Origin of the sequence: Streptomyces rapamycinicus NRRL 5491 (assembly GCF_024298965.1) — a bacterium.
Lineage (GTDB): Bacteria > Actinomycetota > Actinomycetes > Streptomycetales > Streptomycetaceae > Streptomyces > Streptomyces rapamycinicus.
Map to the genome: position 1 here is coordinate 4,780,602 of NZ_CP085193.1, position 15,655 is coordinate 4,796,256.

General features: G+C 71.9%; 15 protein-coding genes and 1 pseudogene. 6 read left to right on the top strand and 10 right to left on the bottom strand.

The features are described 5' to 3' along the window. Positions 1-63: 63 nt before the first annotated feature. Positions 64-303, bottom strand: coding sequence for a hypothetical protein (locus tag LIV37_RS19635; protein ID WP_020868855.1), 240 nt, complete (start codon positions 301-303; stop codon positions 64-66). Here LIV37_RS19635 and LIV37_RS19640 point away from each other — a divergent pair. Further along, positions 302-706 carry a hypothetical protein gene (locus LIV37_RS19640; RefSeq protein WP_020868856.1) on the top strand — a complete coding sequence of 135 codons (405 nt, stop codon included), beginning with the start codon at positions 302-304 and terminating at the stop codon, positions 704-706. The genes LIV37_RS19635 and LIV37_RS19640 overlap by 2 nt on opposite strands. Here LIV37_RS19640 and LIV37_RS19645 read toward each other — a convergent pair. Then, complete coding sequence (locus LIV37_RS19645; RefSeq protein ID WP_020868857.1) at positions 689-1,570, bottom strand: class I SAM-dependent methyltransferase; 882 nt, start codon at positions 1,568-1,570, stop codon at positions 689-691. The two genes, LIV37_RS19640 and LIV37_RS19645, sit on opposite strands and share 18 nt — an antisense overlap. Positions 1,571-1,617: 47 nt before the next feature. Between LIV37_RS19645 and LIV37_RS19650 the strand changes: the two are divergent. Then, a pseudogene (locus LIV37_RS19650) lies at positions 1,618-2,202 on the top strand (helix-turn-helix domain-containing protein). Between the two features lie 64 nt (positions 2,203-2,266). Here the strand turns inward: LIV37_RS19650 and LIV37_RS19655 are convergent. From LIV37_RS19655 to LIV37_RS19670, 4 genes are all read right to left on the bottom strand, one after another. Next, entirely contained in the window at positions 2,267-2,884 is a 618-nt protein-coding gene (locus LIV37_RS19655) for a GTP-binding protein (protein WP_121824741.1), read from the bottom strand. After that, on the bottom strand, positions 2,832-3,245 hold the full coding sequence (locus tag LIV37_RS19660; RefSeq protein WP_121825371.1) for a DUF742 domain-containing protein: 414 nt from the start codon (positions 3,243-3,245) through the stop codon (positions 2,832-2,834). The genes LIV37_RS19655 and LIV37_RS19660 overlap by 53 nt, the downstream gene beginning before the upstream one ends. Before the next feature lie 190 nt (positions 3,246-3,435). Then, on the bottom strand, positions 3,436-3,906 hold the full coding sequence (locus LIV37_RS19665) for a roadblock/LC7 domain-containing protein (RefSeq protein WP_020868862.1): 471 nt from the start codon (positions 3,904-3,906) through the stop codon (positions 3,436-3,438). After that, positions 3,887-6,493 carry an ATP-binding protein gene (locus tag LIV37_RS19670; RefSeq protein ID WP_121824740.1) on the bottom strand — a complete coding sequence of 869 codons (2,607 nt, stop codon included), beginning with the start codon at positions 6,491-6,493 and terminating at the stop codon, positions 3,887-3,889. The genes LIV37_RS19665 and LIV37_RS19670 overlap by 20 nt, the downstream gene beginning before the upstream one ends. A gap of 530 nt (positions 6,494-7,023) precedes the next feature. Here LIV37_RS19670 and LIV37_RS19675 point away from each other — a divergent pair. Then, on the top strand, positions 7,024-8,163 hold the full coding sequence (locus tag LIV37_RS19675; RefSeq protein WP_020868864.1) for a substrate-binding domain-containing protein: 1,140 nt from the start codon (positions 7,024-7,026) through the stop codon (positions 8,161-8,163). A gap of 93 nt (positions 8,164-8,256) precedes the next feature. On the opposite strand, the gene LIV37_RS51780 is transcribed toward LIV37_RS19675, so the two are convergent. After that, a complete protein-coding gene (locus LIV37_RS51780) occupies positions 8,257-9,084 on the bottom strand; it encodes a calcium-binding protein (protein WP_020868865.1) in 828 nt (275 codons plus the stop codon). Between the two features lie 485 nt (positions 9,085-9,569). Here LIV37_RS51780 and LIV37_RS19690 point away from each other — a divergent pair, with 485 nt between their 5' ends. After that, positions 9,570-10,160, top strand: a complete 591-nt coding sequence (locus LIV37_RS19690) for a hypothetical protein (RefSeq protein ID WP_148717823.1) — start codon at positions 9,570-9,572, stop codon at positions 10,158-10,160. Positions 10,161-10,185: 25 nt separating this feature from the next. Here LIV37_RS19690 and LIV37_RS19695 read toward each other — a convergent pair whose 3' ends face one another. The 3 genes from LIV37_RS19695 to LIV37_RS19705 form a co-directional block, all read right to left on the bottom strand. Then, complete coding sequence (locus tag LIV37_RS19695; RefSeq protein WP_121825370.1) at positions 10,186-11,361, bottom strand: RNA polymerase sigma factor; 1,176 nt, start codon at positions 11,359-11,361, stop codon at positions 10,186-10,188. A gap of 5 nt (positions 11,362-11,366) precedes the next feature. Continuing rightward, positions 11,367-11,786 (bottom strand): YciI family protein, encoded by a 420-nt coding sequence (locus LIV37_RS19700; protein WP_020868868.1) that lies wholly within the window; start codon positions 11,784-11,786, stop codon positions 11,367-11,369. 63 nt (positions 11,787-11,849) lie between these two features. Further along, entirely contained in the window at positions 11,850-12,665 is an 816-nt protein-coding gene (locus LIV37_RS19705; protein WP_020868869.1) for a FadR/GntR family transcriptional regulator, read from the bottom strand. A 407-nt stretch (positions 12,666-13,072) separates the two neighbouring features. On the opposite strand from LIV37_RS19705, the gene LIV37_RS19710 reads away from it, so the two are divergent. After that, a complete protein-coding gene (locus tag LIV37_RS19710; protein ID WP_020868870.1) occupies positions 13,073-14,659 on the top strand; it encodes an ABC transporter substrate-binding protein in 1,587 nt (528 codons plus the stop codon). After that, complete coding sequence (locus tag LIV37_RS19715) at positions 14,659-15,609, top strand: ABC transporter permease (RefSeq protein WP_020868871.1); 951 nt, start codon at positions 14,659-14,661, stop codon at positions 15,607-15,609. The genes LIV37_RS19710 and LIV37_RS19715 overlap by 1 nt, the downstream gene beginning before the upstream one ends. The last annotated feature ends 46 nt before the right edge of the window (positions 15,610-15,655 follow it).

Below are 15,655 nucleotides of genomic sequence, written 5' to 3' on the forward strand. Positions count from 1 at the left end.
AGCCGTACGACGTGCGGCGAACAGTTACTCACCACTCATGGGTGAAGTCAAAGAGGCCGCCGGTCATGGCGGTTGGCGGCCTCGGTGGTGGTCTTCAGGTCGCTCGGACTCGAGCGGATCCGGGCGGTGGGGTCGACGCGTCTCCGGGACATCGGGGAGTGCCTGTCCGAGCAGGGCCGCGGCGGTGGTTCTGGCGTCGGAGACGGCCGACTCGGTGCGGTGGGGGTCTTGGGGGGCGGGGGTGCGGGCGACGGCCTGGACCAGGCGGTGGACGGCGACGGTGTCGCGGGTGAGGGTGATCATGCTGAAGTCGTTCAGCAGCGCCAGCGCGTCGCTCCGCGCCCGGTTCGTCGGTCAGGGCGGCGAAGAGGTCCCGGGGGATGTCCTGCGGGGCGAGCCAGGCCATGACGCGCAGCAGGTGCACGGCGAGCGGGTCGCGCTCGGCGACGGTGTCGAGGGTGATCCGCCAGGTGCGGGCGATGGTCGTGCCGTGCGGGTCGCCGTCGCCCGGTGTGTCGAGGAGCCGGGCGGCATGGGTGCGGAAGCGCTCGAGGTAGCCGGAGTACGTCCCGCGGGTGCGGTGGATGTACGCCCCCGCCTGTTCCAGCGCCAGCGGCAGGTGGCCGAGCTCGGCGGCCAGCTCCTCAGCGGCCGGCTCTTCGGCGGCGGCTCCTCAGCGGCCGGCTCCTCAGCGGCCGGGTGTTGATCCGGGTCCGGGTCGTCCGCACCCGCGACGTGGCGCAGCAGGGCGGTCGCCGCCGCCGGAGCGAGGACGTCCAGCCGCATGGGGTGGCCGTGGCGGGTGAGCTCGTGCCAGCCGTGGGTGAGGCGGCTGGTGATGAGGTGGTCGCCGCCGGCGGAGGAACGCCCGGGCGTAGCGGCCGGTGGGCTCGGGGAGCGGGGGACGCAGATCGATGGCGAAGGGGCGTTCCGTCACGATGCCGAATCCGGCGCGGGAGAGGCGAGGGCCCCAGTCGGAGCCCAGCTCCGGCATCCGCTCGGCGTGCTCCTGGGCCTGTACGGCGTGACAGCGGGCTTCCAGGCCGGGCCGCCCTCGGCCGATGTCGTCGGGGAGGAAGCGCGGGAAGCCCGCCATCTCGATCACGGCCAGGAGACCGCCGGGGCGCAGCCGCTCGAAGATCTCGCGCAAGCCACGGTCGGGGTCGGCGAGGTGGTGGACGGAGGCCGACGCCCACACCAGGTCCACGGGGCCGAAGTCCGGCCATGTGTCGTCCAGATCCGCCTGGACGGTTCGGACGCGGTCCGCCACTCCGTGTGCGCGGGCTTTGCCCCGCAGACGCTCCAGGAGGTCGGGGGATCGGTCGACGGCGATCGCCTCGGCGTCCTCGAAGCGCTGGAGCAGGGCGAGGGTGCCGGTGCCGGTGCCGCTGCCCAGGTCGAGGATGCGGCCGGGTGGGTCGTCCCGCGTCAACTGGGCCAGCTGAGACGTGACGTCGGACAGATAGGTGTGCAGGACTTCGGCGTCGAGGTCCAGGAGTTCGGCCCAGGCCGAGTCGTCCGCCCCGGCGGCGCTGTGTTGGTGGTGGTGCTCGTGGTGGTGGTCCGTCATGTTTCGAGCGTAAGCGGGGCTTGCCTCAGCGACATACCATCTCGCGTATGACGCAAGAGGACAGCGCTCTCGACACCCTGGTTCGCAAGCGGATCAGGGGACTGCGTTCGGCCATGGGCTGGTCGCTGGACGATCTGGCCGCCCGCTGCTATCTGAGCCCGTCCACGCTGAGCCGGATCGAGACGGGGCATCGACGGATCGGTCTCGATCAGTTGAGCGCGATAGCGCGGGCCCTGGGGACCGGTCTGGATCAGCTGGTGGAGTCGACCGCCGACGATGACGTGATCATCCGGCCGCAGCATGACGCGGCGCGCGGGCTGACCACCTGAATGCTGAACCGGCAGCCCGGGGTCATCGTGGCCAAGCTGCGCCTCACCGAACCGGCCCCCACCAGTGCCCAGGCGCTCAAGGTCCATCCGGGCAGGGACTGGTTCACGGTCCTGTCCGGGGCCGTCACGCTCGTGTTGGGAGATCGGAGGATCGTCGTCGAGACCGGGCAGGCGGCGGAGTTCTCCACGATGATCCCCCACGCCTTCGGAGCGCACGGCGGGCCTGCCGAGGCCCTGGGCATCCTGGACCAGGACGGGCGCCGGACCCATCTGCGGTCGCTGCCGGAGGAGGGCGACCCGTGATCCCGGTCTGCTGATCCCGGTCCGCTGATCCCGGTCGCGTCGTCGGCCGTTCCGTTACGTCCTGTCAGGCCTGGTGGGCGGCGGACTGGGCGCGGGAGAGGGCCACGTCGAGGACGACCAGGAGCGCGTCGCGGACCGAGCCCGTCTCGCGGGCGTCGAAGACGATCAGCGGAACGTGCTCGGAGATGTCCAGGGCCCAGCGGACCTCGTCCAGATCGTGCTGGACCTCGCCGTCGAAGGCGTTGATGGCGACGGCGAAGGGGATGTCCTTGTGCTCGAAGTAGTCCACCGCCGCGTAACAGTCGTCCAGGCGGCGGGTGTCCACGATCACCAGACCGCCGAGGGCGCCCTCGACCACGTCGTCCCACATGAAGCCGAAGCGGTCCTGGCCCGGTGTGCCGAACAGATAGAGCTTCAGCTTCGGGTCGATCGTGATGACGCCGAAGTCCATGGCGACCGTGGTGGTGGTCTTGCCGGGGGTGTGCGTGAGGTCGTCCACGCCCGCCGCGACCTCCGTGATCAACGCCTCCGTGGTCAGCGGCCGGATCTCGGAGATCGCGCCCACCGCCGTGGTCTTGCCGACCCCGAAGCCACCGGCGATGACCAGCTTGACCGGCAGTGGCGGTTCTTCAACCGCTGTCGCGGAGTGAGCCCCGTGAGTCGGGGACGGCACGGAGACCATCGATAACCCTTCGCAGTACGGAGATGTCGTGGACGGTCCCGGCGTCCGGGACGTGGACCGCCAGATGTCCGGCGGCGCACAGGTCCTCCGCGAGGACCCGGACCACGTTGAGATGCAGACGCAGCCGGGCGGCCAGTTCCGCCACCGACTGGGGGCGTCGGCAGGCGGCGACGATGTCGCGGCGTTCGAAGGCGAGCGACCGCAGGGCGGACAGCCCGTCCGGCGTGGCCACGATCTGGGTCTCGACCGGGAGCGGTGGCGCGGCGCCGCTCCCGGACACCCTGCCCGCGGTCAGCAGGAACGGGCGGACGGCGGGGGCACGGACGGCGGGCTCGGACGGCACGGCGGGCTCGGACGGCACGGCGGGCTCGGACGGCACGGCGGGCTCGGACGGCTCGGCGGGCTCGGACGGCTCCGGGGCGGCCCGGGCGCCGTCCTCCGTCTCCCGCCCTGCCGCCTCCTCCGCTACGGCTTCGTGCGCTGCCGCTTCGTGCGGTACTGGTTCACCGGCGACCATCTCGACCCCCCTCCTCCACGCGCCGCGCGACCCGTCAGCCGACGGACCCGGCGCTCTTCTTCAGCTCCATGACGAGCTGCGGGGTCAGCGCGGTCCCGGCCCGGTTGGCGAAGAGGGTCATCTCGTAGGCGATGTTGCCCAGCTTCGCCTCCTTCGTGGTCACCACGCCGAGCACGGCACCGCAGCCGATGGACGACACCAGTACATGGCCGCCCTCGAGATCGATGATGACCTTGTTGAGGTCGCCGAGGCCGTAGTTGCCGGAGGCACCGGCGGCGAGGCTGGTGACACCTGAGACGATCGCGGCGAGCCGCTCGGAGTCGGCCTGTTCCCGCAGTTGGGAGACGGCGATCAGCAGACCGTCGGAGGACACCGCGATGGCGTCGACGACACCGGCGGTCTGGGTGGCGAATCGGTCCAGCAGCCAGGTGAAGTCGGCCGCGGCGGCTCGCAGATCGGTGGCTTCGCGCTCAGCGGTACCGCTCTTATCTGTCGGCGTGGTCACTGCCCGACTCCTTCCGTGGTCGCTGATGTGTCGATGGCATGGCTTCGGCCGCGGTGGCGGCGGCGCTGTCCCGCTCCGCCCTGCGTACGGCCGCCTCGAACTCGTCGAGTTCGGAGCGGACCGCGTCGGCGTCGGCGGGACGGCGCGTCGCAGGGATCGCCCGGTCGGCCGGTGAGGTGGTCTTGTCGAGCGTCGCGCCCCGGACGCGGCGGCGGAGGGGGCGGGAGCCGGGGGCGGCGGCCGGGGTGGCGGTCGGCTCGTTCGCGGCGGACCACTCCGTCCCGGCCGACGGCTCCTTCGCGGCGGTCGGCTCGTTCGCGGCGGTCGGCTCGTTCGCGGCAGACCGCTCCGTCCCGGCCGACGGCTCGTTCGCTGGCTGCGCCACCTCAGCGGCCGACTCCGTGTCCGTACGGGACGCCGCCGGGACGCGCCGCGGCAGACCCGACTCCGTCACCGGCGCCGCCGGGCGCCGCTCGGGCTCGGTGGCGGAGGCCCGTACGGGCGGAGGCGCGGCGGCGGGCGCGGGCGCGGGCTCCCGCCCGGCCCCTGCCGCGCCCTTCCCCGAACCCGCGGCCGTGACCGAAGCCGCAACCGTCGGCTCCTCCCCCGCTCCCCGCGCCACCAGCAGCGTCGACGGCACCCACACACTGCCCGTGACCCCGCCGCCCGGGGTACGGCTCAGCGTGACCCGGATGCCCCAGCGCCGGGCGAGGCTGCCGACCACGAAGAGGCCGAGCACCTTGGTCGGTACGAGGTCGAGCCGCTCGCGCCGCACCAGGCGGGCGTTCTCCTCCCCGAGGCGTTCCGCGGCCAGGCCGAGGCCGTGGTCGATGACCTCGATCAGCGCGCCACCGTCCGCCGTGACATCGGTGCCGGGCCGGACGACGACCTCGACGGGGGTGTCGGACGGGGAGAACGAGACCGCGTTCTCCAGCAACTCCGCGAGCATCAGCGTGAGGTCGCCGGTGATGTCGGGCGCGACGGTGGCCTCGGTCTCGGACCGCAGGGACACCCGCTGGTATCCCTCGATCTGACCGAGCGCCGCGCGGATCACATCGGCGAGCGTCGTCGGCCGGGCGTCCAGCTCGGTCTCCCGGATCCCGGCGAGCAGCATCAGGCTGTCGGCGTTGCGCTGGAGGCGTACGGCGATGTGGTCGATGCGGTAGAGCCGCTCCAGGATGTCGGGTGCGGTCTCCTCGCGTTCGACGGCGTCGATCAGGGTGAGCTGGCGGGTGGTGAGGTTGCTGACCCGGCGGCCGACGTTGCCGAACATCTCGCCGACGTTGCGGCGGCTGAGCACCTGCCGCTCCAGCAGCGCCGCGGCGGTGACCTGCACCTGGTTGAACGCCTCGGCCAGATCGCCGATCTCGTCGCGCACCGGGACGGGGATCGGGCGGGGCCGCAGCGGGGTGGTGTCGGTCGTGTCGTCGTCCTCGACCTTGGCGAGCTCCTCGTCCGCCACCTCGACCACCTGGTGGGCGGCGCCGGTGAGGGCCGCCAGGGGGCGTACGACGGAGCGCCGGACCAGGAACGAGAAGGTCAGCCAGGCGGCGAAGCCGAGGACGGCGAGGGCGAGCAGGGCCAGCGCCTTGTACAGGGCGTCGTTGGAGACGTCGTCGGCCCGGTCGGCGATCTCGCCGATCAGCGAGCGGGCGATCCCGAGGCGGGCCTCGGCCTGCCTGTTGCCCTGGGCCATCGCGGTGCGCAGCTGCCGGGGCGACTGGCCCTGCAGCGAGCTGGGGTCGATCTGGAGCTCGGCGAACCGGTCCTCGATGCCGTTCTCCTCCGCGTTCCGCTCGATGCCGTCGAGGCGCAGCACCTGGTCGGGGTCGGCGACCCTGGCGAAACGTTCCGACTGTTCCTCGTAGACCCGGTGGGCGCCGACCGCGCGGGTGTACTCGGTGAGGCCGTTGGCGTCCTGGGTCTGGGCGGAGAACACCCCGCCCTCGAAGGCCGCGTGGGCGGCGTCCGCGCGCATCACGGCGTCGACCAGCTCGATGACGGAGGACGAGGGGCTGTCGGAGAAGTGGTCGAGTCCGATGCCGTCGATGAGATAGCCGACGGCCGCGGCGTACGCGGGGTCGATACCGGCGGCGGGCACCGAGCCCCGTTCGACCTTGTCCCGCAGCACGCTCAGGCGCTGGACGTAGTCGAGGGCCCGGGCCTCGTCCTTCGGCAGGGCGGAGCCGAACGCCGAACGCACATCGGCGGCCCGCTCATCGGTGACCCGCTGCGCCCGGCGGTAGTCGGCGGTGGACGGGAGGGTGGCACCGGGGCGGACCGCCTCCTGCTCGACGGAGAGCAGGAGCGCCTCCCGGTGCTCGGCCTGTACGTCGTTGATCAGCCGGGCCACCTGGCCGCTGTCGCGCACCCGCTCGGCGATCCGGTCGGCGTCCAGGGCCTGCCGCACCTGGCCGTTCACGGCGAGGCCGAGGAGCGCGCCGACGACCGTCAGCGGCACGATCACCAGGACGTTGAGCTTCCGCCGGAACGGCCAGCGGTCGAGGAACGCGCCGAGGGCTTCCGCCTTACGACCCGTCGTGCGACCCGCCTGGTCGGCCGGCGGGTCCGCCGTGTCCACAGACACCCAGGTCCTCCTTCGATGTGCTCCTGAGCGGTGACCGAGGTGTTGTTGCCGCCGATCGCCGACACCGGGAAACGGGACGACGGCGAAGGCGATTCCGGCCGGAATGCGAGCGATTGATTCGCGCCACATGCCTGACCGGGCGTGAACACTACCGCCTGCGCGCACACGCGCAAGGGATGGCCTCTCAACGGCCACGGAATTTCCACGGTTTGCTGGGTTTAGGTCATCTACGTATCCCGCGGCGCCCCGCCAGCCGCCCAGCCGGTGGCCGGGAGGTGGCCGCTCGGTGGTCATGGGGTGGAGGCCGAGGGTGGTGCGAGGGCTGGCTTGTTCACGACTGTGCTCGATGGGGCGGCGGGTGCCGAAGGGGGCTGCCCGGCGCGGCGCCGCCACCCGTACCCTGTCTGCTCCCAGCCCCTGGCCCACCCCTCGGTCCATCCCGCCCCCCACCCCGCTCCACCCCGGCCCATCCCCGGTCCACCCAACCGGCCCGAACTCTCCGTACCACTCCATGCCCTGCGAGGAGACCCGTGCACCCCACCCGCAAGGCGGCCCTGACGGCCACCGCGCTGCTGGCCGTGGCCACCGCCGGCTGCGAGCCCGGCGCCGCCTCCACCACGACCCACCGGACCTCCGCGAAGCCCGGCTGCCCGACCGTCCTCTCCAGAGCCAAACAAGCCGTCAAGAAGGCGGAGGCCGTCGACGCCCCGTGGAAGGGCCCCACCACCGGGCCCGGGGCGGCCGGTCACGGCAAGAGCGTCGTCTTCATCGCCCATGACCTCTCCAACCCCGGTCCGGCCGGAGTCGCCCAGGGCGTGCGGGAAGCCGCGTCGCTGCTGCGGTGGAGTGCCCGCACCATCAACGGCCAGGGCACGCCGGAGGGTTACCGGTCCGCCTTCAAGAAGGCGCTCGCCCTCAAGCCGGACGGCATCGCCATCGCCGGTTTCGACCCCGGCAGCGTCGCCGACGAGATCAAGGAGGCCAAGGCTGCGGGCATTCCGGTGCTCGGCTGGCACGCCGCCCCGACCCCGGGCCCGGACGGGAGCCCGGATCTCTTCACCAACGTCACCACCCGGGTCGAGGACGTCGCGAAGATCAGCGCCGACTGGATCATCGCCCGCTCGGGCGGCCGCGCGGGCGTGGTGCTGTTCACCGACGGCACGGTCCCGTTCGCGAAGCACAAGTCGGACCTGATCAAGAAGGAGCTCGCCACCTGCTCCGACGTCAAGCTGCTGAGCTACCGGAACATGCCGATACCCGAGGTCAACAAGCGCGCCATCGGGGAAGTCCGGTCCCTGCTCTCACGCTTCGGCGACAAGTGGACGTACTCGGCCGCCATCAACGACCTGTACTTCCGGCACACCGCCGCCGCCCTGCGCGCCGCGGGCAAGGACGGCGCGGGCGCCCCGTTCAACATCGGCGCGGGGGACGGCGACCCGTCGGCCTTCCAGCGCGTCAACGGCGAGCGGTTCCAGGCGGCCACGGTGCCCGAGCCCCTCACCGAACAGGGCTGGCAGATGGTCGATGAGTTCAACCGCGCCTTCGCGGACAAGCCCGCCAGCGGATACGTTCCGTCGGTGCACATCACCACCGCCGCGAACAGCGGTGGCGCGCTGTCGTGGGACTCCGAGGGCTATCGGCAGGCGTATCGCGAGATCTGGGGCAAGTAGGCGACGGGGAGGGGCGAAGGGACGCAGGCGAAGGGGAGGGCCGGAGCTCGTGAGGGGAGCCCCGGCCCCGGTGAGACCTAGTGCCGCCCGGTCTCAGTCCTGGTGCACCTCGTTGCTGCCCGGGCCGCCGGAGAGGGTGTCATTGCCCTGGCCGCCCCACAGCACGTCGTTGCCGCTGTTGCCGTAGATCGTGTCGTCGCCGTCCTCGCCGTACAGCGTGTCGTCGCCCTGGTCGCCGTAGATGGCGTCGGCACCCTTGCCGCCACGCAGGATGTCCTTGCCGGTGCCCCCGCGCAGGACGTTGTCCTCGGAGCCACCGGTGATGGTGTCGTTCCCGGCGTCACCGTGGCATTCCTGCGCGCAGTTGGTGATGGTGTCGTCGCCGTCGCCGCCGTAGGCGCCGAAGCCCATGACGCCGCCGCCACCGTCGATCTTGTCGTTGCCGTCCTCGCCGTAGAACGTGGGCGCGGCGCTGCCCTGGAGGACGTCGTTGCCGGCGCCGCCGTGAATTCCGGCGTAGGCCGAACCATCGGGGTCGATCTTCGCGGTGTCGTCGCCGTCACCGAGATCGACGTCGAAGTTGTCGGAGTCGTCGGAGTTCTGCGGGATTTCCACCGCGCACTGGGCGACGGTGTGATCGCCCGCGGTCGGGTAGGTGCACTCGTCCCAGTTCGCCGCCTCCGGATCGATGGTGATGTCACCCTGGTCGCGGAAGGTGAGGACGTAATAGGACTCGAATTCACCACGGCTGACGATCTGTTCGGAGACCGTCAGATTGTTCTTCTGTCCCGCGGCGGCCTTGTACCAGAGCTCGCCGTCCTCGTGGACGAGAGAGCCCGAGGTCGTCGGGGCCGCCTGGGCGGCGGGCGCCGCGAACGCGGCTCCCCCCAGGGCGAGAGCGAGGGTGGCCGTGGCGGCCATGGTCCGATACCTGCGCATAGGGAATTGGCCCTTCGTGCGATGAGTGCCGATCGGGCCGGTGAGAAATTTCGGTTGAGTCACCGGCACCGGCTGTCGGCAATTTGGTGTCTTCGATCGCCCCGATAGACCGTGCTGGACGGCAAGCGGTTGCTCCGGAAATCCCCTAGCTTCCCGCGCGTTTCCCGCAGCCGCAGGTCATCGAGTTATCCGAAGGGAGTTGCACAAGGAATAACGACATCGCCGTAACCGGCCTTTCCTGACCGCTTAACCCCTTGTTCACCCTGCTGGCCGCGGCGGACGGCCTCATCCGTCCGCCCGGGTCGCCGCGGAGGTCATCGCACGGGAGGCGGCGCAGGGAAACTGATCCGGATTCCAGTAAACATTTCCTGGAGAACATCTCCGGAATCTGTGGAGCTTCGGCGTATCCGCCTGCCAAGATCTTCCCTCATGCCTTCCCCGTTCACTCAGGAATATCAGGGATTCTCGTGCGGAAAATGAATGCGGCCGCCACCGTGGCCGTCGCGGTACTGGCTCTGGCGCTGACCGGCTGCGGCAAGGACGACGACAAGGGCGACCAGTCGTCCGGCGCCTCCGACAAGACGGCGTCCGCCCAGAAGGCGGACGACGCGGAACGCGGCACCGCGTCCGCCACTCCCACCGGTGCGAGCCCCAGCCCGAGCCGTACGAAGCCCGCCAAGAGCCCCAGTGCGAGCCCGAGCAGCCCCCGGGCCACCCGCACCGCCGACGGCACCACTCCGGCCCCGCGCCGCACCGCCCCGAAGACGCAGGCCCCCGCGCCGACCCGTGCGGGCGCCCCGGCGAGCGTGCAGGGCACGTGGTACTCCACGGTGCGCGACCCGAACGGTAAGCCGCTCGTGATGACCGTGAGCGGCGGTTCCCTCTCCGTGGGGTACCAGGGCAAGTCCTGCCCCGGGACGATCAGCGCGAGCATGGCCGTGACCATGACCTGTCAGGGCGAGACCATCTCCGGTGGCCACGCCGTGGTCAGCGGGGACGGCCAGAGCCTCACCATCAACTGGCCGCAGGGCAACCCCGACCGCTACGTCCGCCCGTGAGCCGACATTTCGCTGGTGCGGGCCGTCAGCGGGACCGGCCGGTGTTGAGCCGGGCGGCCTGGCGGGTCAGGTAGTCGCGTTCAGCGAGGTTGGCCGCCTTGTGGGCCGCCTCGGCGTACAGCCGGGCCGCCGTCGCCAGGTCACCATCGCGCTCGTGGAGGTACGCCGCCACCGCCGCGCGGCGGGGCAAGGGGTGTCCCCCGCTCGAAGAGCTGGGGGAAGCCGCGTCCAGTTCCGCGAGCGCGGCCAGCCCGGCGCGGTGGCCGTCGGCCTCGCCGACCGCCACCGCGCGGTTGAGCCGGACGACCGGGCTGTCGGTCAGACCCGCGAGCTCGTCGTACCACTCCACGATCTGCACCCAGTCGGTCTCCTCGGCGGTGGGCGCGTCCGCGTGGAGTGCCGCGATGGCGGCCTGGGCCTGGAACTCGCCCAGCCGGTCGCGGGCGAGCGCCGCCTGGAGGATCTCCACCCCCTCGGCGATCGCCTTGGTGTCCCACCGGGAGCGGTCCTGCTCGGCGAGCGGCACCAGGCTGCCGTCGGGCGCCGTCCGGGTGGCACGCCGGGCGTGGTGGAGCAGCATCAGGGCGAGCAGCCCCGCCACCTCGGGGTGGTCGATCGCGGTGGCGAGCTGCCGGGTGAGCCGGATGGCCTCGGCGGCGAGGTCGACGTCGCCCGAGTAGCCCTCGTTGAAGACCAGGTACAGCACACGCAGCACGGTGGCGACGTCGCCGGGCTGGTCGAACCGTATGCCGGAGACGGTGCGCTTGGCCCGGCTGATGCGCTGCGCCATGGTCGCCTCGGGCACCAGATACGCCTGGGCGATCTGGCGGGTGGTGAGCCCGCCGACCGCGCGCAGCGTGAGCGCGACGGCGGACGACGGCGTCAGCGACGGGTGAGCGCACAGGAAGTACAACTGGAGCGTGTCGTCCGCGGAGGCCGTGGGCCCGGGCGCCGGTTCCTCCTCGACGAGGTCCTCGCGCCGGCGGCGGGCCGCGTCCGCCCGGGTCGCGTCGAGGAACTTGCGCCAGGCCACGGTGACCAGCCAGCCCTTCGCGTCCCGCGGGGGGTCGGCCGGCCACACGCGGACCGCCTCGATGAGCGCGTCCTGCACGGCGTCCTCGGCCGCCGCGAAATCGACTCCGCGGCGGACGAGGATGCCGAGCACGCCCGGCGTGAGGCTCCTGATCAGGGCCTCGTTCATCTGCGTCACTTGAAGGTGCACTCCGTGGTGCTGGGCTTGGCGGCCAGGAACGGGCGCACCTCCAGCCACTCGTGGATCGGCTTCCCGCCCTTCCCCGGGGCGGCCGACAGCTCACCGGCCAGCTCGACGGCGCGCTCGTGGCTGTCGACGTCGATCACCATCCAGCCCGCGATGAGGTCCTTGGTCTCGGCGAACGGGCCGTCGGTGACCGGCGGCCGGCCCTCACCGTCGTACCGCACCCACGACCCCTCCGGGGCGAGCGCCTGACCGTCGACGAACTCGCCGGTCTTCTCCAGCCGGGCCGCGAAGTCGTTCATGTACTGCACGTGCGCCGAGATCTCCTCCGGCGTCCACTGGTCCATCGGCACGTTGTTCACCGGAGCCGGGGCGCCGCGGTAGTGCTTCAGCAGCAGGTACTTGGCCATCGTCGTTCTCCTCGATGCGGATGCGGCCCATTGTGGTCGCGTTCACCCCGGGGACGGAGCCGGTCACGCGTTCTCGACATCCCCGTCCGAAATTTTTTTGGGATCTCGCGGACCGGCCTCATCGGGATCTCGCGGGCCGGCCTCGACAGCCTCGGCTCCCGCCGAATCCGCCCGCGCCTCCGTGCGCCGCCGCTGCTCCTCGATCCGGTGCAGCACCGAGTCCAGATGCGCCTCGGAGGCCGCTCGGGCCGCCTCCGGGTCGCGGGCCTCGATCGCCCGCAGGATGGCCTGGTGCTCCTCGATGGTGGCGCGCCGGCGGGCGGCGGACAGCGAGGTCTTACGCCGCCCGGGCTCGCCGATCTCGTAGACCCGGTCCAGCAGCCGCAGCAGCAGGGGGTTGCGGGTGTACTGGGCGATGGCGCGGTGGAAGGTGCGGTCCAGGTCGGTGAACTCCTGCCGGGTGGGCTCCCGTCGCATCGCGTCCAGCAGGGCGTGCAACTGGACGATGTCGGAGGGGGTGGCGCGACGGGCGGCCCGCGCGGTCACCGAGGGCTCGATGCACGCGCGCACCTCCATGACCTGCAACAGCTCCGCCGTGGCAGCGAGCCCCGAGGCCAGGACGTCGCCGCGCGGTGTGGCCCCGGGGTCGAGCACGACGGTGCCGGAGCCGGGGCGCCGGGCGACCAGTCCGCGCGAGGCGAGGGCGCGCAGCGCCTCGCGGACCGAGCCCCGGGAGACGCCGAGGCTCTCGGCGAGCTCCCGCTCCGGGGGGACGCGGGAACCGGGCGCCAGCTCTCCGCTCAGGATCAGCCGCTCCAGGCCGACGGCCAGCGCGTCCGGCCTCGACAGGGTGGAGTGCCGCAGTTGCCGCCAGTCCATCTCCTGGCTTTCCTCCGCCTTCTTCAGCTTTCTTCAGCTTTCCGGTCCCGCCGGTGGTCCAGAGTCTCATACGCGGCGGGCGCCGACCCCGGCGTCCGCCCGGCGTCCGCCCGGCGTCCGCCCGGTCGCCGACGCGCGGGTCCCGGCCACCACCGCGAGTGGATTTAACCAGGTGGTGACGGGCGGGCAACCGGAGCCACCGGGTCCGCACGCTAGCGTCTGCCGACATCAATTTGGTCCTACCAATGGACCAACTGCTGTCCCTGCGCCATCCTGGCCGCACCGCAGCGCGCGCCCCGACGTCCCCAGCAGTGAGGCACCCCGCCATGCGCCAAAGAACGAGCGGACCCAGCGACCGGCCCCCCCCCACCCCCCACCGACCGCGCGCCGCCGCCCTCGCCGCCCGGATGCTGTGTGTGCTGGTCGCAGGCGCCACCGCCGGCTGCGCCTCCCTGGCCTCCCCCACGGCCGAGGTGGGCGCCGACCGGATGACCGACCCCCGGCCCGCCCGCGACGGCGGAACGCTCACCATCGCCCTCAAATCGGACCCGGACAAGCTGGATCCCACCCTGGCCAGCACCGCCGTGGGCCGGACCGTGTTCACCGCGATGTGCGAGAAGCTCTACGACGTCGACGCCGAGAACCGGATCGTGCCGCAGCTCGCCGCCGCCCCGCCCACGACTGGCGACGGGGGCCGCACCGTCACCATCAAGCTGCGGCGCGGCGTCCGGTTCGCCGACGGCACCCGCATGGACGCCAAGGCGGTCAAGACCTCCCTCGACCGGCACCGGACGCTGACCGGTTCCGTCCGCGCGAGCGAGCTGAAGCCCCTCACCTCGGTCCGGGCGGTCGGCGACGACACCGTACGGCTGCGGCTGGCCAAGCCGTACGTCCCGCTGCTCGCACTGCTCGCCGACCGCGCGGGCATGGTGATGTCCCCCACCGCGCTGAAGCGCCACGGCAAGGGCTTCGCGAGTCACCCCACCTGCGTCGGCCCGTTCCGCTACGCCGAGCGCGTGGTGGGCGACCGCATCGTGCTGGACAAGGACCCGAACTACTACGACGCCGACGCCGTCCACCTGCGGCGGGTGATCTACCGCACCATCACCGACGGCAACGTCCGGCTGGCGAACCTCCAGTCCGGCGACATCCAGATGGGCGACCAGATGGACCCGGTCCAGGTGGGCAGGGCGCTCACCGAACCCGGGCTGCAGCTGTTCCACTCCCCCTCGCTGGGCTACTACGGACTGACCCTCAACATCGGCAACACCAAGGGCGCCGGGGCGCCGCCGGGCCGGATCGACACCCCGATCGCGCGGGATGCGCGGGTGCGCGAGGCGTTCGACCTCTCCCTGGACCGCGACCTGATCAACACCATCGTCTTCCAGGGCCGCTACCGGCCCACCTGCGGCCCGCTCCCCTCCGGCACCCCGTACGCCACCGGGTCCCGCTGCCCGGCCCGCGACCTGGCCAAGGCCAAGCGGCTGCTCAAGGCCGCCAAGGTGACCACCCCGGTCCGGGTGCGGCTGCAGATCAGCACCACCCCGGAGGACAACCGGCTGGGCCAGGTCATCCAGGCCATGGCCAAGGAGGCGGGCTTCGCGGTGAGCCTGACGCCCACCGAGTTCGCCACCGGTCTGGAGCACTCCCGCGCGGGCGACTTCCAGGCGGCGACCACCAACTGGTCGGGGCGGCTCGACCCGGCGGGCAACATCGACGTGTTCGCCGGCACCGGCGGCGCCCAGAACTACGGCGGGCTCTCCGACCCCGCCATCGACCGGCTGATCGCCGAGGGCGGCGCCACGGCGGCCGAGCCCGCCCGCAAGAAGATCTACGCCCGGCTGGTGGAGCGCGTCCGCGCCGCGCACACCGTGCTCTATCTGATCCAGCCCACGAACTACGTCTCCGTGACGAAGAAGGTCGCCGGGCTGAAGGTCTTCGGCGACGGGCTGATCCGGGTCAAGGACGCCGGATATGTGAAGGGAGGGAGCTGATGTCGTATCCGATCCGCCGTCTCGGCGAATCGCTGATCACGCTCTTCCTGGTCAGTGTCGTGGTCTTCGCCGGCGTACGGGCGCTGCCCGGCGACACCGCCACCGCGCTGGCCGGGGAGGAGCCCACGCCCGAGGCGATCGCCCAGATCCGCGAGAGCTACGGGCTCGACGACAACATCGTGGTGCAGTACGTGCGCTATGTGCGGCACGCCGCCACCGGCGACCTCGGGGTCTCCTCCCGCACCGGGCTGCCGGTCCTGGACTCGGTGATGGAGGCGCTGCCCGTCACCCTCGAACTGTCCGCCCTGGCCCTGCTGCTCGCGGTCGTGGTCGGCGTGGGCGCCGGGGTGGTGGCGGCGGTCCGGCGCGGCCGGCCCGAGGAGTGGCTGGTCAACGCGGTGGCGCTGCTGGGGCTTTCGGTGCCCGCCTTCTGGCTCGGCATCGTGCTCGTCCTCGCCTTCGCCATCGCCGTCCCGGTCTTCGCGGCCTCCGGTTTCGTGCCGTTCGGCGTGGACCCGATGGAGAACCTGCGCCATATGGTGCTCCCGGTGATCGTCCTCGGCTCCGGTCTGGCGGCGGTCGTGATGCGGCAGACACGCGCGGCCATGCTGGGCTCGCTGTCCGCCGACTACGTGCGCACGGCGCGCGCCAAGGGGCTCTCCCGGCGTCAGGTGATCATGGGCCATGCCCTGCGCAACAGCCTGGTCACCGTGGTGACCGTGCTCGGCCTTCAGCTCGGGCACCTCATCTCGGGCGCGGTGGTCACCGAGCAGATCTTCGTCCTGCCGGGCTTCGGCAAGCTCACCATCGACGCGGTCTTCTCCCGCGACTACGCGATGGTGCAGGGCGTGGTGCTGTTCACCTCGACCGCCTACATCCTCGTCAACCTCCTGGTTGACCTGGCCTATTCGGTGATCGACCCCCGTATCCGGCTCGGAGGTGCCCAGTGAGAATCCGGCTCGGAGGTGCCGAGTTGAGCATCGGCCCCGGAGGTGC